Source organism: Nocardia coffeae, assembly GCF_019890715.1.
GTDB lineage: Bacteria > Actinomycetota > Actinomycetes > Mycobacteriales > Mycobacteriaceae > Nocardia > Nocardia jiangxiensis.
Genome location: NZ_JAINZY010000006.1, coordinates 337,907 through 359,730, shown reverse-complemented (window position 1 = coordinate 359,730; position 21,824 = coordinate 337,907). Strand labels below are relative to the sequence as shown.

23 protein-coding genes are annotated in these 21,824 nt (G+C 67.2%); 13 read left to right on the top strand and 10 right to left on the bottom strand.

What is annotated here, in order from left to right:
• The first annotated feature begins 80 nt into the window (after positions 1-80).
• The gene (locus K7711_RS23755) at positions 81-710 is read left to right on the top strand and encodes a DUF4352 domain-containing protein (protein WP_222971634.1); all 630 of its coding nucleotides are present in this window, start codon (positions 81-83) and stop codon (positions 708-710) included.
• Between the two features lie 33 nt (positions 711-743).
• On the opposite strand, the gene ruvB is transcribed toward K7711_RS23755, so the two are convergent.
• The 4 genes from ruvB to K7711_RS23735 form a co-directional block, all read right to left on the bottom strand.
• Positions 744-1,829, bottom strand: a complete 1,086-nt coding sequence (ruvB, locus tag K7711_RS23750; protein WP_222971633.1) for a Holliday junction branch migration DNA helicase RuvB — start codon at positions 1,827-1,829, stop codon at positions 744-746.
• Between the two features lie 6 nt (positions 1,830-1,835).
• Positions 1,836-2,441, bottom strand: coding sequence for a Holliday junction branch migration protein RuvA (gene ruvA / locus K7711_RS23745; RefSeq protein WP_222971632.1), 606 nt, complete (start codon positions 2,439-2,441; stop codon positions 1,836-1,838).
• Entirely contained in the window at positions 2,438-3,007 is a 570-nt protein-coding gene (gene ruvC, locus K7711_RS23740) for a crossover junction endodeoxyribonuclease RuvC (RefSeq protein WP_040825074.1), read from the bottom strand. The genes ruvA and ruvC overlap by 4 nt, the downstream gene beginning before the upstream one ends.
• A gap of 170 nt (positions 3,008-3,177) precedes the next feature.
• The gene (locus K7711_RS23735) at positions 3,178-3,687 is read right to left on the bottom strand and encodes an O-acetyl-ADP-ribose deacetylase (protein ID WP_222971631.1); all 510 of its coding nucleotides are present in this window, start codon (positions 3,685-3,687) and stop codon (positions 3,178-3,180) included.
• A gap of 75 nt (positions 3,688-3,762) precedes the next feature.
• Here K7711_RS23735 and K7711_RS23730 point away from each other — a divergent pair, with 75 nt between their 5' ends.
• On the top strand, positions 3,763-4,077 hold the full coding sequence (locus tag K7711_RS23730) for a DMT family transporter (protein WP_222971630.1): 315 nt from the start codon (positions 3,763-3,765) through the stop codon (positions 4,075-4,077).
• A gap of 63 nt (positions 4,078-4,140) precedes the next feature.
• On the opposite strand, the gene K7711_RS23725 is transcribed toward K7711_RS23730, so the two are convergent.
• Both K7711_RS23725 and K7711_RS23720 read right to left on the bottom strand, forming a co-directional pair.
• A complete protein-coding gene (locus K7711_RS23725; protein WP_235747634.1) occupies positions 4,141-4,728 on the bottom strand; it encodes a hypothetical protein in 588 nt (195 codons plus the stop codon).
• A gap of 77 nt (positions 4,729-4,805) precedes the next feature.
• A complete protein-coding gene (locus tag K7711_RS23720; RefSeq protein ID WP_308014906.1) occupies positions 4,806-6,254 on the bottom strand; it encodes a mannitol dehydrogenase family protein in 1,449 nt (482 codons plus the stop codon).
• 58 nt (positions 6,255-6,312) lie between these two features.
• Between K7711_RS23720 and K7711_RS23715 the strand changes: the two genes are divergently transcribed.
• The 6 genes from K7711_RS23715 to K7711_RS23690 all read left to right on the top strand — a co-directional run bounded on the left by K7711_RS23715 (position 6,313) and on the right by K7711_RS23690 (position 13,355).
• Entirely contained in the window at positions 6,313-7,314 is a 1,002-nt protein-coding gene (locus K7711_RS23715) for a sugar-binding transcriptional regulator (RefSeq protein ID WP_222971629.1), read from the top strand.
• On the top strand, positions 7,311-8,699 hold the full coding sequence (locus tag K7711_RS23710; RefSeq protein ID WP_235747633.1) for an ABC transporter substrate-binding protein: 1,389 nt from the start codon (positions 7,311-7,313) through the stop codon (positions 8,697-8,699). The genes K7711_RS23715 and K7711_RS23710 overlap by 4 nt, the downstream gene beginning before the upstream one ends.
• 2 nt (positions 8,700-8,701) lie before the next feature.
• The gene (locus K7711_RS23705) at positions 8,702-9,655 is read left to right on the top strand and encodes a carbohydrate ABC transporter permease (RefSeq protein WP_222971628.1); all 954 of its coding nucleotides are present in this window, start codon (positions 8,702-8,704) and stop codon (positions 9,653-9,655) included.
• Complete coding sequence (locus K7711_RS23700; protein WP_222971627.1) at positions 9,652-10,527, top strand: carbohydrate ABC transporter permease; 876 nt, start codon at positions 9,652-9,654, stop codon at positions 10,525-10,527. Before K7711_RS23705 ends, K7711_RS23700 begins: the two co-directional genes overlap by 4 nt.
• A gap of 23 nt (positions 10,528-10,550) precedes the next feature.
• Complete coding sequence (locus K7711_RS23695) at positions 10,551-11,663, top strand: ABC transporter ATP-binding protein (protein WP_222971626.1); 1,113 nt, start codon at positions 10,551-10,553, stop codon at positions 11,661-11,663.
• Positions 11,664-11,951: 288 nt separating this feature from the next.
• Positions 11,952-13,355, top strand: coding sequence for an alpha/beta hydrolase (locus K7711_RS23690; RefSeq protein ID WP_222971791.1), 1,404 nt, complete (start codon positions 11,952-11,954; stop codon positions 13,353-13,355).
• Between the two features lie 62 nt (positions 13,356-13,417).
• On the opposite strand, the gene K7711_RS23685 is transcribed toward K7711_RS23690, so the two are convergent.
• Positions 13,418-13,699 carry a hypothetical protein gene (locus tag K7711_RS23685; protein WP_222971625.1) on the bottom strand — a complete coding sequence of 94 codons (282 nt, stop codon included), beginning with the start codon at positions 13,697-13,699 and terminating at the stop codon, positions 13,418-13,420.
• Positions 13,700-13,860: 161 nt separating this feature from the next.
• Here K7711_RS23685 and K7711_RS23680 point away from each other — a divergent pair, with 161 nt between their 5' ends.
• The 3 genes from K7711_RS23680 (at position 13,861) to K7711_RS23670 (ending at position 16,742) form a co-directional block, all read left to right on the top strand.
• Positions 13,861-14,487, top strand: a complete 627-nt coding sequence (locus tag K7711_RS23680; protein WP_222971624.1) for a MutS-related protein — start codon at positions 13,861-13,863, stop codon at positions 14,485-14,487.
• On the top strand, positions 14,484-15,995 hold the full coding sequence (locus tag K7711_RS23675; protein ID WP_222971623.1) for a MutS-related protein: 1,512 nt from the start codon (positions 14,484-14,486) through the stop codon (positions 15,993-15,995). The genes K7711_RS23680 and K7711_RS23675 overlap by 4 nt, the downstream gene beginning before the upstream one ends.
• A gap of 93 nt (positions 15,996-16,088) precedes the next feature.
• Entirely contained in the window at positions 16,089-16,742 is a 654-nt protein-coding gene (locus K7711_RS23670) for a TMEM175 family protein (protein ID WP_222971622.1), read from the top strand.
• 58 nt (positions 16,743-16,800) lie between these two features.
• Here the strand turns inward: K7711_RS23670 and K7711_RS23665 are convergent, their stop codons facing one another.
• Positions 16,801-17,553, bottom strand: a complete 753-nt coding sequence (locus K7711_RS23665) for a YebC/PmpR family DNA-binding transcriptional regulator (RefSeq protein WP_222971621.1) — start codon at positions 17,551-17,553, stop codon at positions 16,801-16,803.
• 134 nt (positions 17,554-17,687) lie between these two features.
• A complete protein-coding gene (gene pdxT, locus K7711_RS23660) occupies positions 17,688-18,308 on the bottom strand; it encodes a pyridoxal 5'-phosphate synthase glutaminase subunit PdxT (RefSeq protein WP_222971790.1) in 621 nt (206 codons plus the stop codon).
• Positions 18,309-18,549: 241 nt separating this feature from the next.
• On the opposite strand from pdxT, the gene K7711_RS23655 reads away from it, so the two are divergent.
• The gene (locus K7711_RS23655) at positions 18,550-20,241 is read left to right on the top strand and encodes an APC family permease (protein ID WP_222971789.1); all 1,692 of its coding nucleotides are present in this window, start codon (positions 18,550-18,552) and stop codon (positions 20,239-20,241) included.
• Between the two features lie 7 nt (positions 20,242-20,248).
• Here K7711_RS23655 and K7711_RS23650 read toward each other — a convergent pair whose 3' ends face one another.
• A complete protein-coding gene (locus K7711_RS23650; RefSeq protein ID WP_222971620.1) occupies positions 20,249-21,070 on the bottom strand; it encodes an acyl-CoA thioesterase in 822 nt (273 codons plus the stop codon).
• Between the two features lie 100 nt (positions 21,071-21,170).
• Here K7711_RS23650 and K7711_RS23645 point away from each other — a divergent pair, with 100 nt between their 5' ends.
• The gene (locus tag K7711_RS23645; RefSeq protein WP_222971619.1) at positions 21,171-21,788 is read left to right on the top strand and encodes a nucleoside/nucleotide kinase family protein; all 618 of its coding nucleotides are present in this window, start codon (positions 21,171-21,173) and stop codon (positions 21,786-21,788) included.
• Positions 21,789-21,824 lie beyond the last annotated feature (36 nt).

Sequence of the window (21,824 nt, the reverse complement as noted above, 5' to 3'; positions counted from 1 at the left end):
GAGGTTTCGGTTGTCCCCTCCGGGCAGGCCGAGCGAGCTTCCGATTCATCGATCACGAAAGAGCAGGAGGGGTGATCCCGATGTCGAATGTGCCTCCGCCGCATGGTGTCCAGTCCCCGGGCCCGTACCGGCAGCCGCCTTACGGCGGGTACCGGCAGCAGCCGCCCAGGAAGCGCCGCACCTGGCCGTGGGTCCTGGGCGGATTCGTCGTGGTCTTCGTGGTGATCGTCGGCGGCTGCGGCGCACTGCTCACCACTGCCACCAACAAGGTCGCCCAGGAAGCCCGGAACGGAACACCCACCAGTGCCATGGACAATGCGGCCCCGGCGGGCACGCAGGTCCGCGACGGAAAGTTCGGATTCACCGTCACCCGGGTCGATCCGCCGACGAAAACCGTTGGGACCGATGAAATCACGAAGCGGGACGCACAGGGTGAGTACATCCTCGTGCACGTCGACATCACCAACACCGCGGCTGCGCCCCAGATCTATTTCGCCGACAACCAGAAGCTGATCGACAGCCAGGGCAAGATCTACAGCGACGATTCGACCGCCGAAGTGAATCTCAACCCGAATCTCGCGACCACGGTAAATCCCGGGAACCACATCTCCGTGATTCTGGCCTACGACGTGCCCGCGGGAACGACGCCGGCCGTCATGGACTTTCACGATTCGGCGTTCTCCGGCGGTACGAAGGTTGCCCTCAACTGAACGAGCCGGCGCCGGGAACACCCGGCGCACAGCTCATTCGAACAGATCCAGAGTGGGGTTCGGTTCGCGACCGCGGACCTCGATCGAGCCGAAGACGAGGTCCGGGGGCGGGACCAGGCCCAGATGCTCCCAGGCGGCTGCGGTGGCGACGCGGCCGCGGGGGGTGCGGGCGACCATTCCGGCGCGGACCAGGAAGGGTTCGCACACCTCCTCGACCGTTGCGGCCTCCTCGCCCACGGCCACGGCCAGCGTCGAAACGCCCACGGGGCCACCGCTGAAGCTGCGGACCAGGGCGCCCAGTACGGCGCGGTCCAGGCGGTCCAGGCCGAGGGCGTCGACGTCGTAGACGGCCAGGGCGGCCCGGGCGATGTCGACGGTGATCACGCCGTCGGCGCGGACCTCGGCATAGTCGCGCACGCGACGCAGCAGTCGGTTGGCGATACGCGGCGTGCCGCGCGACCGTCCGGCGATCTCGCTCGCGGCATCCGATTCCAGGTGCACGCCCAGAATCCGCGCCGAACGTTCCAGAATGCTCTGCAGCTCATCGGATTCGTAGAAATCCATATGTCCGGTGAAGCCGAACCGGTCACGCAGCGGACCGGTCAGCGCACCCGAACGCGTGGTCGCGCCGACGAGGGTGAACGGCGCGATATCCAGCGGGATCGAGGTCGCCCCGGGGCCTTTGCCGACCACGACGTCCACCCGGAAATCCTCCATCGCCAGATAGAGCATCTCCTCCGCCGGGCGGGCCATGCGGTGGATCTCATCGATGAACAGCACATCGCCCTCGACCAGATTGCTCAGCATCGCGGCCAGATCACCGGCCCGCTCGAGCGCCGGACCGGAGGTGATCCGCAGCGCCGAGCCGAGTTCCCCCGCGATGATCATCGCCATACTGGTCTTACCCAGTCCGGGCGGACCGGACAACAGCACATGGTCGGGCGTGCCGCCGCGCAGTTTCGCGCCGCGCAACACCAGTGCCAACTGTTCCCGCACCCGCGGCTGACCGATGAAGTCATCCAGGGATTTGGGCCGCAGACTCGCCTCGACATCGCCGTCCGAGTTGAGATAGCTTGCGGTGACCGGAGATTGCTCCTCGTCCTCGAACTCCTCGCCCATCCGCCGCTACCGGTTCTTCCCGAGCATGCCCAGCGCCGCGCGCAACGTCTTCGAGGTGTCCAGCCCCGGATCCTCGGCCAGGACCGTGTCCACCGTCGGTTCGGCCTGTTTGAGTCCGAACCCGAGTCCGACGAGGGCCTCGATCACCTGATCGCGCACCGGCGTGACCACCGGAACGGGCGTCACCCCGGGCGGACCCGATTGCACCGGAACCAAATTCACCTTGTCGCGCAGTTCGACCACCATGCGCTCGGCCCCGCGCTTGCCGATACCGGGTACGCGGGTCAGCGCGGCCACATTGCTCTCGGCCAGGGCCTTGCGCAGCGCTTCGGGTTCGAGCACCGCCAGCACCGCCATCGCCAACCGGGGGCCCACGCCCGAGACGGTCTGCAACAGACCGAACAGATCCCGCGCCTCGGTGTCGGCGAAGCCGAACAGGGTCATCGAATCCTCGCGCACGATCATCGCGGTGAACAGCCGCGATTCCTCGCCGCGCGTCAGCGTGGACAGCGTCGCGGGTGTGGCGTTGAGCCGGTAGCCGACCCCGGCGGCCTCGATCACCACATGGTCGAGGCCGATCTCGAGCACCTCTCCGCGTACCGACGCGATCACCGGTTCACCGCCTTCCGTTGCCGGGCAAGTCGTTCCGCATATCTGCGCCGCTGTTCTTCGGCCATGGCCTCGGCCTTGGCCATCCGCTCCTGCATCGGCGCCCGCCAACAATGACAGATCGCCAGGGCGAGCGCGTCGGCGGCATCGGCCGGTTTCGGCGCGGTCGCCAACCCGAGAATCCTGGTCACCATCACGGTCACCTGCGCCTTGTCGGCGGACCCGTTACCGGTGACCGCCGCCTTCACCTGACTCGGCGTGTGGAATGCCACCGGGATGCCGCGCCGCGCCGCGGCCAGCGCGATCACGCCACCGGCCTGCGCGGTACCCATCGCGGTGCGCACATTGTGCTGGGAGAACACCCGCTCGATCGCGACCGCCTCGGGCCGGTGCGTATCCATCCACTGCTCGGCCGCATCGGAAACCGCCAGCAGCCGATGCGCGAGGTCCATCTCCGGCGGCGTCCGCACCACATCCACCCCGACGGCGCTCACCTGTCGCCCCAGCCCGCCGTCGACGACACTCAGACCACACCGGGTGAGCCCGGGGTCCACACCCATCACCCGCACGTAAGCACCCCTACCCGATTCGCGAACAGTTGTTCGAAGTCTAGAGGACGAGCGGCAACCGCCCCGATACCGACACGGACCCGGGGCCCGGACCTGATCGGGGACGGTTCCTCCGAGTTCGCCACGGTCCAGCTGTAGCGCAGGCCACCGACGTATTCGCGCGAAAGCGTTCAGACCAGCGCGTTCTCGAATGTCGCGTACCCGTCGGGCGTGAACAGCACGAAGCTGACCCGTTGCACGTCCGTGTGCGCCGAACGCACTGTCTCGATCGCGATTCGGGCGCCGTCGTCCATCGGCCAGCCGAAGATTCCGGTGGATATCGCCGGGAAGGCCACCGTCGCCGCGCCCAGTTCGTCGGCGACGGCGAGCGATTCGCGATAACAGGAGGCGAGCAACTCCGAACGATCGTCACGGGCCGACCACACCGGACCGACGGTGTGAATCACCCAGCGCGCAGGCAGATTTCCCGCGGTGGTGGCCACCGCGGCGCCGGTCGGCAACCCCTTGCCGTACCGGGATGCGCGCAGATCCCGGCATTGCGCGAGGATGGCCGGACCGCCTTTGCGATGGATCGCGCCGTCCACTCCCCCGCCGCCGAGCAGGGAGGAGTTCGCCGCGTTCACCACCGCGTCGACGGCCTGTTCGGTGATGTCGCCCTGCACCAGTACGAGTTCGACCATGCCGCCATTGTGCTCCGCCGCACATCCGACCGGAGCGGTGCCGGAGAGAACCGGACGGTCGCATACGGTACGAGCATGGCGTGGATACTGTTGATCGTCTCGGGATTCATGGAGACCGCTTGGGCGATCTCGCTGGAGAAGTCCGAGGGATTCAGCAGACTGTGGCCCAGCATCAGCTTCCTGGTTGCCCTGGCGCTGAGCATGGCGGGGCTCGGCTACGCGCTGCGCACGATTCCCGTCGGCACCGGTTACGCGGTCTGGGTCGGCATCGGCGCGGTCGGCACGGCGCTGGTCGGCATGCTGTGGCTGGGCGAGTCCGCCGCCGTGAGCCGCATCGTCTGCCTACTGCTGATCGTCGCGGGAGTGGTGGGGCTCAAGGCATTTCACTGACCCACCGCGACGCCGGACACGCACCGTGGCTCGCACCGGCTGCCGGTGCGAGCCACGAAAGCCTCAGCAGTACTGGCAGATTCCGTTGGCCGGCAGCTGGATGAAGCACTGCTGGCACACCGCCGGAGCGGCCACGGGATCGGGCTCCGGCTCGGCCGGACGCGCGGTGACCGTGCGACGCCGCGCTGCGACCTTCGGTGTCAGCGGCGGCACGCCACCGTCGGCCGGGATCTCCGCACCGTAGGTCTGGTAGCACTGCCAACGCGCGTATGCCGCATGCAGTTCCAGATCCTCCGGCGTCGGCAGCGCGGCGAGTTCGAGGACATATTTGTAGCTGTCGCCGACGGTGTGGTTGGCTCGCACGCACAATGCCGTCAGCGGGGGTTCTCCCGCGCTGTGGCAGCGGCGCGCGACCTTACGCAGAATCGCGTCCATCCACGTGCGGGTCGGGGCGTCGGTACGCACGCCCGACATCTCCTGCACCCGATCGGCCAGATCTTCGACGGTCACGAAATGTCCATAGCCGGTGGCGGTTTCGGCAAGGACCTCATGGGCGGCCAGCGCCCATGCGACGGCGGCGTCACGGAACGACACTGCCGTGTCGTCGCCCGCGCGCCATGCTCCTGAAATTGTGGTGGCGGCAGTTTTCATAGCGATATAAAAGTAACCCTCGGGCCTCGTCCGCCGAGCACCGACCCACCTTTTTCGCCGACATAGTAGTCGGCGATTCACTCCTGCCCGGCAAGATCGGCCAGTGTGGCCCGCGCTCCCTTGGTGTGCAGCGATTCCAGAGCGGCCAGATAGGGGCGCACGAACCGAGGCTCGTCGATCAGATCGCCGAATACCGAACGGTCGCACAGGAATGCGGTCGGGTCGGTGCGCTGCCGCTGCGCCAGCGGCACCAGCCGATCGCGCAGCCGGTCGACCACCTCGATGGGCTCTCCCTGCTCGTCGACCCCCTCCGCGTAGCGGGCCCAGCTCGCCACGATGGCCGCGGCGCAGTCGATCTCGCCGCCAGCCGCCAGCCGCTCCCGGATGACCGGCAGCACCCACTTCGGAATCCGGTCCGAGGATTCGGCGCACAGCCGGGCGATGGTGTCACCGATCGCGGGATTCCCGAAACGTTCGATCAGGGTGCGTTTGTAGCTGTCCAGATCGACGCCCGGAACCGGGCGCAACGTCGGCGTGGCCTCGAAATCCATGTACCGCATGAGGAATCGGTCGAACAGCGGATCCCGCGCGGCATCGTGGACCATCCGGTAGCCGCACAGGTGCCCGAAGTAGGCGATGCCCTGGTGGCCGGCATTGAGCAGGCGCAGCTTCATCAGCTCGTACGGGGTGACGTCCTCGACCACCTGCACGCCGACCTCCTCGTAGGCCGGACGGCCCAGGGTGAAGGAATCCTCGAGCACCCACTGCGTGAACGGCTCGGTGATCACCGGCCACCAATCCGTGATTCCGGTGCGGCGCAGAACCTCCGCCTCGGCCTCCGGCGGCGTGACCGGTGTGATCCGGTCCACCATCGAATTGGGGAAGCTCACTTCCCGGTCGATCCACTCGCCCAGGTCCGCATCACGCAAGCGCGCGAACGTGCCGAACACCCGCCGCGCCACCTCACCGTTGCCCTGGATGTTGTCGCAGGACATGACCGTGAAGGGCGCGATGCCCGCGGCCCGCCGCCGCGCCAGCGCCTCGACCACGAGGCCGAATACCGTGCGCGGCACCGCATCCGGCGCCAGATCCGCCGCGACGGACGGCTCGGCGGCATCGAATTCACCTGTGGTCGCGTCGATTCCGTAACCGCCCTCGGTGATCGTGAGCGAGACGATACGCGTCGCCGGATCGGCCAGTTTCGCCAGCACCGCCTCCGGATCGTCCGGGGCGTAGAGATATTCGGTGATCGAGCCGATCACCCGGGTGTCCCAGACGCCGTCGGCGCCCACGACCGAGAGCGTGTACTGCCCGTCCTGCGCGGCGAGCACATCGCGCATGCGGCGATCACCCGGAAGGACGCCGACGCCGCAGATGGCCCACTCCTTCGATCCGCCCCGCGCGAGTAGCCGGTCGATGTACATCGCCTGGTGCGCGCGATGGAATCCGCCGACTCCGAAGTGCACGATGCCGGCCGTCAGCCCGCTGCGGTCATAGGTCGATGACGAAAGTGTTGTGTGCGTCACATGCCCGATGGTACCGTGTTCCGAGCAATAGATCACCCCGTGAGCAGATGATCATTCGATGAGGAGCACCGTGGCCCCCGAACCCCGGCCCAGCAATCCGGAGGACGTCCGGATGGCGCTGCGTGCCGCGCGGCTCTACCACTTCGAGGGCGCCACGCAGGCCGAAATCGCTGCCGTACTGGGTGTTTCGCGCCCGACTGCGGGGCGGCTCATCGCCCGAGCCCGCGCCCAGGGTCTGGTCCGCATCGAGATCGTGGTCCCGGATGAGCTGCGCGCCACGGTGCACACCGATCTGGAGCGCGAGCTCGAGGCGGCCTACGGACTGACCGAAGCGGTGGTACTCGGCGAGGCGCCCGACGACTCCCCCGCGAGCCTGGCCCCGCTGGCCCGCGCCGCGGTCGCGGTCCTCGGACGGCGGCTGCGGCCGCAGGCCACCCTCGGATTCACCTGGGGTCCGGAAACCATCGCCGTGGCCACCGAACTCGGACCGCATTCGGCGCGCTGCGCCACCGTCGTCCAGCTCGACGGCTCGCTCACCTCCTCGGACTACCAGACCGGCGTCGAATTCACCCTCGGTCGCTGCGCCACCCAACTACAGGCCGCACCGGTCCGGCTGCACGCACCGCTCTACGCCGACGCCGCGACGGTGACCGCGCTGGAACAGGATTCGGTCCTGGGCCGCGCCATCGCGCTGGGCCGCGACGCCGAGGTGATGATGTTCGGCGTCGGCACGGCCTCCACCGCGACCACCCTGTTCGAGGGCAGCTATCTGGACACCGCCCTGCTCGACGAGCTACGCGGCCTCGGCGCCGTCGGCGAGATCGGCGGCCGGTTCTTCCGCGCCGACGGCACCGATCTGCCCGGATCCCTTGCCGCGCGCACGGTCTCGGTCGGTCTCGACGCGATCCGGGCCTGCGGATGCACGGTGCTGATCTCCGGTGGCGAGTCCAAACACCAGGCCGTCCTCGGCGCGTTGCGCGGCGGTCTGGCCACGATCCTGGTCACCGACATCGAGTGCGCGCGGTGGCTGCTGGAAAAGAAGGAGGGCGCAGGCCCATGACAACGCCCATGAACAAGAACGGCCCCGGCCGCACCCGGCGACGCGTGAAATGTCTAGCGGCACTGGCACTCTCGGCGGTGCTGACGCTGAGCGGCTGCGCGGGCGCGGGCTCGTTCACCTCCGGCGGCGGCCGCACGGTCACCATCGCGATGGTCTCCAATTCGCAGATGCAGGACGCGATCAAGCTCTCCGGCGAATTCGAGCGCGCCAATCCCGGCATCAAGCTCAAATTCGTCTCGCTGTCGGAGAACGAGGCGCGCGCCAAGATCACCTCCTCGGTCGCGACCGGCGGCGGCGAATTCGACGTGGTGATGATCAGCAACTACGAGACGCCGCAGTGGGCCGCGGACGGCTGGCTGACCAACCTGGCTCCCTACCAGGCGAAAACCCCCGGTTACGACGCGCCCGACTTCATCTCCTCGCTGCGCAAGTCGCTGTCCTACAAGGGCGATATGTACTCGGTGCCGTTCTACGGCGAGTCCTCGTTCCTGATGTATCGCAAGGATCTGTTCCAGCAGGCCGGTCTGAGCATGCCCGATCAGCCCACCTGGGATCAGGTGGCCCAGTTCGCCGCCAAGCTGGACGATCCCGCACACGGGCATTCGGGGATCTGCCTGCGCGGCGATCCGGGCTGGGGTGAGACGCTGGCCCCGCTGGACACGGTGATCAACACCTTCGGCGGGCGCTGGTTCGACGAGAACTGGAATGCCCAGCTCACCAGCCCGCAGGTGGAGAAGGCGGTGAACTTCTACGTCGACCTGGTTCGCAAATACGGCGAACCGGGCGCGGCGACAAGCGGTTTCAGTGAGTGCGCCACGCAGCTGTCCCAGGGCGACACGGCCATGTGGTACGACGCCACCTCCGCGGTGGGTGTCCTCGAGGATCCCTCGGCGAGCAAGGTGGTCGGCAAGATCGGCTACGTCCTGGCCCCGGTCGCGCAGAAGCCGAACTCCGGCTGGCTGTACACCTGGTCGCTGGGCATCCCCAAGACCAGCAAGAATCCGGACGCCGCATGGAAATTCATCTCCTGGATGACCAGTAAGGAGTACATCAACCACGTCGGCGAGAAGCTCGGTTGGTCACACGTGCCGCCGGGCAGCCGCAACTCCACCTACCAGATCCCGGGATACGCCGAGGCCGCCAAGGCGTACGGCCCGGTCACCCTGCAGGCGATGTCGACCGTGGATCCGGAACATCCCACGGTGCAACCGGTTCCGTACACCGGCATCCAGTTCCTCGCCATTCCGGAATTCCAGGATCTGGGCACCCGGGTGAGCCAGCAGATCAGCGCGGCGATCGCCGGGCGGGAGAGCGTGCAGACCGCACTCCAACAGTCCCAGGAGTATGCCGAGACCGTCGGCAGGTCGTATCGAGGGAATCAGTAGCCATGACGTCCGTAACCACCACGGCCCCCGAGGCCACCCCACCATCGGAGATCGTCCGACGCGCTCAGGGCGTCTCCCGCGCCGAAGGCTGGCGCAAGCGCGGTCCGTTGCTGCCCGCGCTGATCTTCATGATCGTGGTCACGCAGATCCCGTTCGTGTTCACCCTGTACTACTCGACGCAGTCCTGGAACCTGGTCCGGCCCGGTTCGCGGCATTTCGTCGGGCTCGGCAACTACGCGGATGTGTTCCGGGACAACCAGTTCTGGTCGGTCACGCTCAACACGGTCATCCTGATCGTCGGCACCGTGATCGTCTCGGTCGTCCTCGGACTGCTGCTGGCGCTGCTGCTGGATCGCACCTTCCTCGGGCGCGGCGTGGTGCGCACCCTGCTGATCACGCCGTTCCTGGTCACGCCGGTCGCCGCAGCGCTGATCTGGAAGACCACGATGCTCGATCCGGTGTTCGGGCTGATCAACTTCGTGCTCAAACCGTTCGGGGCGGGCCAGACCGACTGGGTGAGCAAATTCCCGCTGCCCGCGGTCATGGCCGACATGGTCTGGCAGTGGACGCCATTCATGATGCTGCTGATCCTGGCGGGCCTGCAGTCCATGCCGCGCGAGATCACCGAGGCCGCGCGAGTGGACGGGGCGAATTCGTTCCAGGTGTTCCGCGAACTCACCCTGCCGCACCTGCGCCGCTTCATCGAACTGGGTACCGTGCTCGGCGCGATCTACCTGGTCAACACGTTCGACTCGGTGTACATGATGACCCAGGGCGGACCCGGCATCGCCAGCTCCAACCTGCCGTTCTACATCTATCAGCGCGCCTTCCTCGGCTTCGACATCGGCCAGGCCGCGGCCATGGGCGTGGTCACCGTCGTCGGCACGACGGTCGTGGCGACGTTCGCGCTGCGATTGCTGTTCACCTCGTTCACCGGGAAGGAGGAGGCGGCATGACCACGACTACCGCTCCCGCGACCACATCATCTGCGGCGCAACAGGTTCCGGTGCGCCGCCGCCGCAATCGGGCCGGTATCGGCTGGGGCATTCTGGCCTGGGTCGTCGGTATCGGGATGTTCTTCCCGGTGCTGTGGATGGTGCTCACGGCGTTCAAGCAGGAGGGTGACGCCTACACCAACACTCCGAAGCTGTTCTTCGTCCCCACGCTGGACCAGTTCTCGGCGGTGTTCTCCAGCGGTGTCGGCACGCCCCTGCTCAACTCGGCCTTCGCGACCATCGTCTCCGCGATTCTGGTTCTGGTGCTGGGCATTCCGGCGGCGTTCGCGCTCTCGCTGCGCCCGATCACGCGCACCCGTGATGCGCTGATGTTCTTCATCGGCACGAAGATGCTGCCCATCGTGGCCGCGATCATCCCGCTGTACGTGATCGTCGGCGATCTGGGCATGCTGGACAACATCTGGACGCTGGTCATCCTCTACACCGCGATGAATCTGCCGATCGCGGTCTGGATGATGCGGTCGTTCTTCCTGGAGGTCCCGGGCGAGCTACTCGAGGCGGCCAGCATGGACGGCGCGAGCCTGTGGACCGCGATGCGCGAGGTGATCCTGCCGCTGGTCTCCCCCGGTATCGCCGCCACCGCGCTGATCTGCGTGATCTTCTCCTGGAACGAATTCTTCTTCGCGGTCAACCTGACCGCCGTGCAGGCCCAGACCATGCCGGTGTTCCTGGTCGGCTTCATCACCGGCGAGGGCCTGTACTGGGCCCGGCTGTCCGCCGCGGCGACCCTGGCCGCCCTGCCCGTCGTCCTGGCCGGTTGGTTCGCGCAGAACAAGCTGGTGCGCGGACTGTCCTTCGGCGCCATCAAATAAGAGCTCGAGTGAGGTAAACGACAATGGCCACCATTCAATACGACAAGGCCTCGTGCGTGTACGCGGGCGCCGAGACGCTCGCGGTCGACTCGCTCGACCTGGACATCGCCGACGGCGAGTTCATCGTGCTGGTCGGACCCTCGGGTTCGGGCAAGTCGACCGCGCTGCGCATGCTCGCCGGACTCGAGGAGATCGACGGCGGCACCATCCGCATCGACGGTCAGGACATGGTCGGTGTCTCGTCCAAGGACCGCGATATCGCCATGGTGTTCCAGAACTACGCGCTGTACCCGAACAAGACCGTCGGCGAGAACATGGGCTTCGCGCTCAAGATGATGAAGGTCCCGCTGGCCGAGCGCAAGCGCCGGGTCGCCGACGCCGCCGAATTGCTCGGGCTCACACCGTATCTGGATCGCAAGCCGGCCAAACTGTCCGGCGGTCAGCGCCAGCGCGTCGCGATGGGCCGCGCCATCGTGCGCGAGCCGCGGGTGTTCTGCATGGATGAGCCGCTGAGCAATCTGGACGCGAAACTGCGGGTGCAGACCCGCACCCAGATCGCGGCGCTGCAGCGTCGCCTGGGCACGACCACGGTCTACGTCACCCACGATCAGGTGGAGGCGATGACGATGGGTGACCGGGTCGCGGTGCTGCGCGACGGCCAGTTGCAGCAGTTCAGCACTCCCGCCACGCTGTACGACCACCCGGCCAACGCCTTCGTCGCCGGATTCATCGGCTCACCCTCGATGAATCTGTGCACCGTGCCACTGACCCCGGGCGGCGTCGACATCGCCGGAACCACGATGGAACTGCCGCGCGAACGGATGACCCGCCTCGGCGAGGCGAAGCTGGATTCGGTCACCCTCGGCATCCGCCCCGAACATCTCGAATTGCGCCGCGACGGAACGGGTTTCACCGCCACGGTCGAACTGGTCGAGGAACTCGGCAGCGAGTCGTACGTCTACACCCGTATCCCCGGCGACCCGATCTCCGGACTCGAGGGCACTCCGGTCACCTTCGTGGCCCGCTCCCCCCAGCGCGCCCCGGCCCGTCTCGCCGAATCGATCGCCCTGCACATCACCGATCCCGCCGCGGTCCACCTGTTCCACCCCGAAACCGGCGACCGCATCGGCGACTGACCTCATCCGCTCGAACACCGCCGCCCACGCATCGTGTCGCCCGTGAATGTGCGACCGGTGCGGGGCGGCGCCCGTCTGCCCTGATCAGCCTCGTGATCAGGGCATCCTCGCCGGCGATGGACGACGAAGCGGAGATTCCGTCCGCTCCGTACACTCCACTCGTAGGCCCCTCACAGCAAACCTCGAGGTAGACCCCCGAGAATTACGGCCGTGTTTCCTGTGCAGACGGACGTCACGACAACGCCCACCCCGACACCGGCCGGCGTGGCGCCGCCACCGGCTCCGACGATGCCGTCGGCGAAGCTCAATCCCTACGAGATGAACTTCCATCACGGAACGTCGCTGCTGCACGGGTGGTTGCCGCTGACCATCGAGATCGTCGCGATCGTGCTGCTGCTGATCGCGATCGTCCGGCTCACCCGACGGTGGTGGCTGATCCGGATCCCGATCGCGGTGGTGCTCGGCGTCGCGGGTGCGCTGGGCGCCTGGGTGTACACGAACGATCAGGGGCTCGCCTCGGATCCCGCTCCCGTCCTGCTCTGGATCTGCGTGGGCCTGATGGTCGGGGCGCTGGTCGTCGTGGTGATCGGCTGGCCGGGTGCGCGCTGGTGGCAGCGCGTCGCAGCCATCCTCGCGCTGCCGTTCGCGATCGCCAGCACCGGTGTGGTGCTCAATCAGTGGGTCGGCTACTACCCGACCGTGCAATCCGCCTGGAGCGCGCTGACCGCCGGTCCGCTGCCGCATCAGACCACCACGGACGCGCTCGCGGGCCTGCGCGGCACGAATCCGAAGACCGGCGTGGTGGTCCCGGCGGACATCCCGAGCAACGGCAGCGGCTTCAACCACCGCACCGAATACGTCTACCTGCCCCCGGCCTGGTTCGCCGGAAAGACCCCGCCGTCCCTGCCCGTGGTGATGATGATCGGCGGCGAGTTCAACACCCCGGGCGACTGGCTGCGCAGCGGGCAGATCATGCCGGAGATCGATAAGTTCACCGCGGCGAACAACGGCCAGGCTCCGATCCTGGTGTTCGTCGACTCCAGCGGCAGCTTCAACAACGACACCGAATGCGTCAACGGACCGCGCGGCAACGCCGCCGACCACTTGACCAAAGACGTTGTCCCTTATGTGGAATCGAAGTTCAACGCATCCTCCGATCCGGCGCACTGGGCGGTGGTCGGCTGGTCCATGGGCGGCACCTGCGCCGTGGACCTGACGGTGATGCATCCCGAGCTGTTCCGCACCTTCGTCGATATCGCCGGTGACGCCGGACCCGATTCGGGCACCAAGGCGCAGACGATCCAGCGCCTCTACGGCGGCAGCACCGAGGCATGGGAGCGCTTCGACCCGGTCACGGTGATGGACAAGCACGGCCCCTACACCGGGATCGCCGGCCTGTTCGACGATCTGACCGCCCCGCAGCGCGACGGTAAGCACGCGATGCCGAAGGGCTTCAAGATGCCGAAGGTGAGCGAGGATCAGATCGGCAAGGGCGGTCAGGACGCCTTCGAGGGTTCGAGTGAGGTCGGCGCGGCCGAGAAGCTGTGTGCCACAGGCAAGAAGGTCGGCATCGACTGCACGATCCACACCACGAAGGGCGGGCACACCTGGCAGTTCGCCTCGGCCGCGTTCAGCTCGTCACTGGCCTGGGTGAGCGCGCGAGTCGGCCTGCCGGTACCGGCGAACACCTGAGCATCGCGAGACGACGTCCCGGGGTGAGCCACACGGCTCGCCCCGGGATTTTCGTTGCCCGGTCAGTCGAGTTCGCGATACGCCGCGGACGGAGCAGCCAGTTCCGGACGCTCGTGCGCATACCGCTCACCGTGAATTCGCAGCATCGCCCAATGCCACGCCTCGTCGTGGAAGATCAGCCCGCGATGCGGTGCGTCGGCCTGCTCGTACGGATACCGTCGCATCGCACTCGATTCCGCCTCCACCTGCGTCATTCCCCCGTACCGCCGCATCACCCAGGCGAAACGATGACGCTCACCCCACAGACACTCGAGGTACTCGCCTTCGCGCCAATCCCGATCCACTCGCGCAGGGTAAACCCGATCTGATCACCTGACCACTCGAACGGACCACCGTCCGGAGGCATTTCATTACTTGACGGCCGGTAAGCAATGCTTCTAGCCTTCGATGACGGGGTGACCGCGCGAGCCGCACGGGTCACCTATATCGCACGTGGGGAGGCGAGGTGCACGATTTCAGCATCGTCCGGCCGGATCCGGCTGCTGTCCTGGTGTGCAACGATTTCCGATTGTCCGGCCCGGAACGGGTGTTGATGGTGACCGGCCCGAACCAGGGCGGGAAGACCACCTTCGCCCGAATGTTCGGGCAGCTGCTGTATTTCGCCGCGCTCGGCTGCCCGGTTCCGGCCCGCGAGGCCCGCCTGCCATTGCCGGACGCGATCTTCACCCATTTCGAACATGCCGAGGATCCCGGGGATCCGGACGGCCGACTGCTCGGCGAGCTCACCCGGATGCGTGACACCCTCGACCGCGTAACGGCCGACAGCGTGATCGTGATGAACGAAAGTTTCAGCTCGACAAGTACTTCCGACGCGTTGCGGATCGGCGGGGACATCCTCGGCCGGATCATCGACCGGGGCGCAATGGCGCTGTGGGTCACCTTCTTCGAGGAACTCTCCCGCACTTCACCCGCGGTCGTGAGCATGGTCGCGGTCACCGAATCGGGCGAGGGCACCGCCCGGCGCACCTTCCGCATCGAGCGCAGGCCGCCCGACGGACAGCTCCACGCCCTCGAACTCGCCGGTCGGCACGGGCTGACCTACGACCGGGTGACCGCGAGGATCCGCCGATGAGACTGGCTCTGCTGCAACCGCCCGGCGTCACGGTCCGGACCGTCACCACCGAACAGCGCACCCTCACCGATCTCGGTCTGGACGCCCTGTGCACGGCCATGGCCCACGACGACGAGTACGGCGAGGATCCGGCGGTCGCCGAGGCGGTGCGGGCGATCCTGCCCGCGAGCGTCGCCGATCCCGAGGTGATCCGCTACCGTCACGCCGTCCTCGCCGACTGCTGTGCCCACCCGGCGGCAGTTCGCGAGCTCTACCGGATCGCTACGGAGGCAACGCGAGTCAAACGCTGGCAGGTCGGTCCGAGGCATCGCCCGAACGGCAAGTTACTACTCGCCCTGGAGCCGCTGCGAGAGCTGCTCGGCTGTCTGCGCGAGTTGCGGGCGGCGTGCGCGTACCATGCCCCGTCGTTCGAATCCGCCGGATTCGCCGATCTGATGGCGACGGTCGCCGCGGAACTCGATGAGCCATATCTGGTATCGGTCGAACAGCAGCTCGCCGCACTGGATTTCGAGAACGGTCTGCATTTCACCGCGGGCCTGGGCCTCGGCAACAAGGTCGCCGGAATTCGCCTGCATACACCCATCCGTAGACGCCGATTCGGCCTCGATCGCCGCACCGGGCGAACGTTCGAGGCCATCGACGATCCGGAGACCGAATCCAATCCCGTTGTCCAGCTGCAGAATCCGGCTTTACAGATCATCGCCGACGTGGTGAGCGATGCCGCCGATCATGTGCAGGACTTCTTCGCACAACTGCGCACTCAGCTGGCGTTCTACCTGGGCTGCGTCACCCTGCACCGCAGGCTGACACGAGATCGCGTACCCATCTGCCTGCCGACCGTCCATCCCCCGGGCGCACCGCGCCTGCGCAGCACCGGATTACGCGATATCGGGTTGTGCCTGATGGGCGAGCGACCGGTCGTCGGCAACGACCTCGATGCCGACGGCCGCTCGCTCATCATCGTCACCGGGGCCAACAACGGCGGCAAGTCCACCTTCCTGCGCGCGGTCGGCGCGGCGCAACTGATGGCGCACGCCGGGATGTTCGTCGCCGCAGAGAGTTTCGACACCGACGTACACGGCGGAGTGTTCACCCATTTCGCCGCCGACGAAGACCGCACCATGTCACACGGCAAACTGGTCGAGGAACTGGCCCGGATGAGCGATCTCGTCGACCGCATGGCCCCCGATTCACTCCTGCTGTGCAACGAATCCTTCGCCTCGACCGCCGCTCGCGACGCGGAACAGATAGCCGAACCACTCCTGAATGCCCTCCTGGACACCGGAATCTCCATAATCTTCGTCACCCACCTCACCGAATTCGCCTGCCGCCGAGCCGAATCTCCCCATTCCACCGACCTGTTCCTACGCGCCGAACGCCTCCCCGACGGCACCCGCACCTTCCATCTCATCCCCGACTCCCCCGATCCCGGCAGCCACGCCGACGACATCTTCCGCAAGGTCTTCGACCGCAACCCGCAACCCCCATCACCCGATCCCATCCACTGACACCGCACAACGCCCATCCACCAGCCACTCGACGGCCACCTCCCCGCCGCTCGTCACCGCGCCCATCGCCGCTCGACTCGATAGGCTCGTCCGGTGAGTGAGCTAAGTACCGATCCAGCGAAAACCACCCCGCCCAAGACCGACCGCGGCCTCGACCGGGTGATCTTCTTCAGTGATGCCGTGGTGGCCATCGCCATCACGCTGATCGTGTTGCCGCTGGTCGACACTGCTCGGGAGGTCGAGCACAGTACGACGTCGAAGTTCTTCTCCGACAACGCCTACACACTGATCGCCGCGGCGGTCACCTTCGCGGTGATCGGGGTGTTCTGGCGTGAACATCACCGGCTGTTCGAGCGGGCGACCGGATATACCCACCTGCTGGTGCGGGTGAATATGTTCTGGCTGTTCGGCATTGTGGCGCTGCCGCTGGCGACGGTGCTGGACGAGTTCACCCACCGGGATCGGCTGGCTGTCGGGATCTACCTGGGCGTCATCATCTACACGATGACGGTGCAGCGGATCGAGGAGTTGGTGTTGTATCAGGCCGGCCTGCTCTCGGATCCGCAGCCACCCACACCGACCGAACTCGTCCTGCGCTGGTCCATGGTGGTCGCGGCATGTATCGCACTGATCATCGCGTTGGCCTGGCCCGGAGTCGGCCTGTGGTCGCTGCTGCTGGTCGCCGTCGCGGGTCATCCGCTCGAGTCGTTCATCAAGGAACGATTCCGCACGAACATGGCATCCTGATCCGAAGCCGAAGGCCGCCCGCGACATTCGCTGCGGGCGGCCTTCGGGGGAACGGAAACTACGCGTCGAGTTCGGCGAGCACCTCGTCGCTGACGTCCACATTGGTGTAGACGTCCTGCACATCGTCGCTGTCCTCGAGGGCGTCGACGAGTTTGAACACCTTGCGGGCCCCTTCGGCGTCGACCGCGACCGAGACCGACGGCTGGAAACCCGAATCGGCCGAGTCGTATTCGATACCGGCCTCCTGCAGCGCGGTGCGCACGGCGACCAGATCGCCGGGCTCGCTGATGATCTCGAACGAGTCGCCCAGATCGTTGACCTCTTCGGCGCCCGCGTCCAGCACGGCGATCAGGACGTCGTCCTCGCTCAAGCCGTTCTTCTCCAGCGTGATCACGCCCTTGCGGTGGAACAGGTACGCCACCGAACCCGGATCGGCCATATTGCCGCCGTTGCGGGTCATCGCCACACGCACCTCACCGGCGGCGCGGTTGCGGTTGTCGGTGAGGCATTCGATCAGCACGGCGACCCCGTTCGGGCCGTATCCCTCGTACGTGATGTTCTGCCAGTCCGCGCCGCCGGCCTCTTCACCGCTGCCGCGCTTGCGGGCGCGCTCGATGTTGTCGTTCGGGACCGAGGATTTCTTCGCCTTCTGGATGGCGTCGTACAGAGTCGGGTTTCCTCCAGGGTCCCCACCACCCGTCCGCGCCGCGACCTCGATGTTCTTGATCAGCTTGGCAAACATCTTGCCACGCTTCGCATCGATGACGGCCTTCTTGTGCTTGGTGGTGGCCCATTTGGAGTGGCCGCTCATTCCCCTACTTCCTTCACGTCGGTGTGCTCGAGATTCGCGCAGCTAACCGTGTCAGTCTACTGCCCGGTGTCTCAGGTCATACCGGACGCCCACCAACGCCCCAGGGGAACGTTCGCGGCGCCCGGACCGGCGGCTCAGCCGAGCCGAGCGGCCGTCCGCTCGCGGACCATGTCCACGAACATGCCGTGCACCCGCAGATCGCCGGTCACCTCCGGATGGAACGAGGTGGCCAGCACGCTGCCCTGGCGCACCGCCACGATCCGGCCGGCCGCAGGCCCCGACGGTACCGTCGCCAGAACCCGCACCCCCGCACCGACACGCTCGACCCACGGCGCGCGGATGAACACCGCGCGCACCGGATCGCCCTCGATGCCCTCGAAGTCCAGATCGGTCTCGAACGAATCCACCTGACGGCCGAAAGCGTTGCGCCGCACGGTCATATCGATGCCCGACAGCGATTTCGCATCGGGCCGGGTGTCCAGGACCGTATCGGCGAGCAGGATCATTCCCGCACACGAGCCGTATGCGGGCAGCCCGTCGCGCAACCGTTGCCGCAGCGGTTCGAGCAGCCCGAAGACCTCGATCAATTTGCTGATCGCGGTTGATTCGCCGCCCGGCAGCACCAGGCCGTCGACGGCGGCCAGCTCGGATTCGCGGCGCACGTTCACCGGTTCGGCGCCGCAGGCGGCGAGGGCGTGGAAATGCTCGCGCACGTCACCCTGCAACGCCAGCACTCCGATGATCGGTTTCACCAGTCGAGCATACGAGCACGCGGGCAGGGACCTCGTGCGGCCGGGCGCGGATGTGGTTCTGGTCACCCGTCCGTCAAAACTTCGCAAGTGCGCTGTTACAAACGGGCCCCGCGGGGGAACACTCGCGCAGGTGACTGACGTATTGCCCGATACCGCGCCCGCGCCCGGCGGGCCGGTGGACACCTCGTCGCCCCGGCGCGGTCTGACCGTGGCGACCGGACTGGCGGGATTGTCCCTGGATGCGATGGCCTCGGTGGCGTACGGCCCCGAATCCATCGTGCTGGTGCTGGCGGCGGCCGGTAGCGCGGGACTGGGGATGACCCTGCCGGTGACGGTGGCCATCGTGGTGCTGCTGACCGTGCTGATCGCCTCCTACCGCCAGGTGATCGCGGCCTTCCCCAACGGCGGCGGGGCATACGCCGTGGCCCGCGCACATCTGGGTCATCGGACCGGCCTGGTCGCGGCGGCCTCGTTGATCGTGGACTACGTGCTGAACGTCGCGGTCTCGATCGCCGCGGGCGTCGCGGCGCTCACCTCGGCGATTCCCGCGTTGCTGCCGTACACCGTGTGGATCTGCCTGGCGGTCCTGCTGGGCATCACGGCGTTGAATCTGGCCGGCATCCGGGAGAGCGCGCGGGCGTTCATGGCCCCGACGGCGGTCTTCGTGATAGGCGTCCTGGTGGTGATCGTGGCCGGGCTGCTGCGATCGGAACCGGCCGTGGCGAGCACCGCCGCGACCACGGTCACCAGCGCCCGCACCATCGGAATCCTGTTGCTGCTCAAGGCATTCTCCAGCGGCTGCTCCGCGCTGACCGGGGTGGAGGCGATCGCCAACGCGGTACCCAGTTTCGAGCAGCCGCGCGTGCGCAAGGCCCAGCGCGCCGAGGTCGCCCTCGGTGTCCTGCTGGGTGTGATGCTGCTCGGCCTGGCAACGCTGATCGGCAAGTTCTCCATCCACCCGGTGGACGGGACCACGGTGCTGTCCCAGCTGACCGCGGCCGCGCTCGGTCACGGAATCGCCTACTACATTGTGCAATTCGCCACTGTCGTCCTGCTGGCGCTGGCCGCCAACACCTCCTACGGCGGCCTGCCGACCCTGGCCAAGATCCTGGCCGAGGACAACTGCCTGCCGCACCGGTTCGCGGTGGCCACCCCGCGTGAGGTCTACCGTTACGGCGTTCTGGCCCTGGGCATTTCGTCCGGCGTGCTGCTGATCGCGGCGGACGGCAATATGAACGCGCTGGTTCCGCTGTTCGCGATCGGCGTCTTCGTCGGATTCACCATCGCGCAGGCCGGTATGGTCCGGCACTGGCTGGGCGATCACGTGCGCGGCTGGCGATGGCGGTTGGCGCTCAACGGTTTCGGCGCGATGCTCACCCTGGTCGCCGCGATCGTCACCACCGCGATGAAATTCACCTCGGGCGCCTGGCTGATCGTGTTCGTGCTGCCGCTGCTGGTCCTGGTGATGGAACGAATTCGCAAGCAGTACAACCGGATCGACGGCTGCCGCGGGACCGGATGTCTGCCCGCGCCGCCGCGCGCCACCGGCACCGTCATCGTGGTACCGGTCTCGGAGGTCTCGGAACTGAGTCGCGAGGCGCTGTCCGCGGCGCTCTCGCTCGGCCACGACATCGTCGCGGTGCACGTCTGCCTGCCCGGCGAGAACACCACCGTGTTCACCAAGGCGTGGGAGGCGTGGCATCCGGAGGTGCGGCTGGAGATCATCGACGCCGGGGACTGCAGCGTCGGCGCTCCGGTGGCTCGCTACGTACGGGACAACTTCGACGGACGCCGCAAGGTGGTGCTGATCGCGGAGGTGGACCCGCCCGCCGGATGGGGCCGGGTACTGCCCAGCCACCGCAGCGACGAACTGGAACGCCAGCTGCGCCGCCTACCCGATACCGTCGTGTGCCACCTGCGCGTCCAGCCCGCCTGAGCGCCGATCAGTCCACGCGAAGGGTGCGGATGAGTCCCTCCTGGACGACCGCCGCCACCAATTCGCCCTGCCGCGTGAAGATCCGGCCGCCGGTCAGCGCGCGACCGAATCCGGCCGACGGTGAATTCTGGTCGTAGAGCAGCCAATCGTCGGCGCGGAACGGCCGCAGGAACCACATGGCGTGATCGAGCGACGCGTTCTGGGTCGGCTCGTCCGGATGGGTGACCTTGGAGGAGCCCAGCAGGGTCATATCGCTCATGTAGGCGAGCGTGCAGACGTGGAACAGCGGATCGTCCGGCAGCGGGTGGCGGTAGCGGAACCACACCTGCTGCTGGGAGATCAAGCCGTCGCGCTGAGTGACCTGGTCGATCGGGATGGGGCGGATGTCCCAGTGCTCCCATTCGCGCATGGCCCACAGACGTTCCGGGCTCATCGATTTCTCCGCGTCCGGCAGATCGTCCGGCGGCGGCACCTGCGGCATGATGTCCTGATGCTGCGGCCCCTCGTCTCCGACGTGGAACGAGGCCGACATGGTGAAGATCGCCTGACCGTCCTGGATCCCGGTCACCCGGCGCGTGCAGAACGAGCGACCGTCCCGGATCCGCTCGACCTCGTAGACCGTCGGCTCGGTCGGCCGACCCGGACGCAGGAAATACCCGTGCAGCGAATGCACCTGGTATTTGGGTTCCACCGTGCGCACCGCCGACACCAGCGCCTGTCCGGCAACCTGCCCGCCGAATGTGCGAGGCAGCTGGGTCTTGAGCGATGCGCCGCGGAAGATGTCCCGCTCGAGCCGCTCGAGCTCCAACGCCTCTTCGATCGTCGCCATGATCCGTCCTTCCGCAAGTCGCCGTGCTCAGGCTAAGCGATGGCGAACCCACGCCGATGGCCGACTCTCCGCGAAACCGGCCGCCCGGCATGATGGTCCGGTGCCGAGTTTCTCCCCTGTCACCGTGGACGCGCTGGTCGAGGTCGTGCTGGACCGAGCCCTCGCGCTGCCGGGATACGCGGTTGTCGCCGTGGACGGGGCCGATCCGGCGGATCCGCTGAGTTTCGCCGAGATCGTCGCCGACCGGATCCGCACCCGAGGCCGGGCCTGTGCGACGGTGTCACTGCACGACTACGTCCGCCCGGCGTCGTTGCGCCTGGAGTTCGGTCGCGACGAGATGTCCTACCGCACAGCCTGGTTCGACTATGCGGGCCTGAATCGCGAAGTGCTGCAAGCGCTGCGCGAGCGCGGTCGCTGGCTGCCCGCCCTCTGGGACGAGAGCACCGACAGATCCGCCCGCGCCACAACGATTTCCGCGAACCCGGAGACGATTCTGCTCGTCGCGGGTCCGATGCTGCTGGATCGAGGGCTGAGTTTCGATCTGACCGTCGAGCTCCGCCTGTCCGAGGGGGCGCTGCGCCGCGCCGAAGCCGAGCCGTTCATCGTCGCCGCACTGCTGCGGCACCGCCGCGACGCGCACGAGGAGCCGGACATCCTGGTCGCCTGGGACCACCGCGACCGTCCGGCCCTGCAGGTCCGAGACCAGAATTCCAGGTGAAACAAGTTCCGGCACAGAACATCTCGGAAGGGTTCG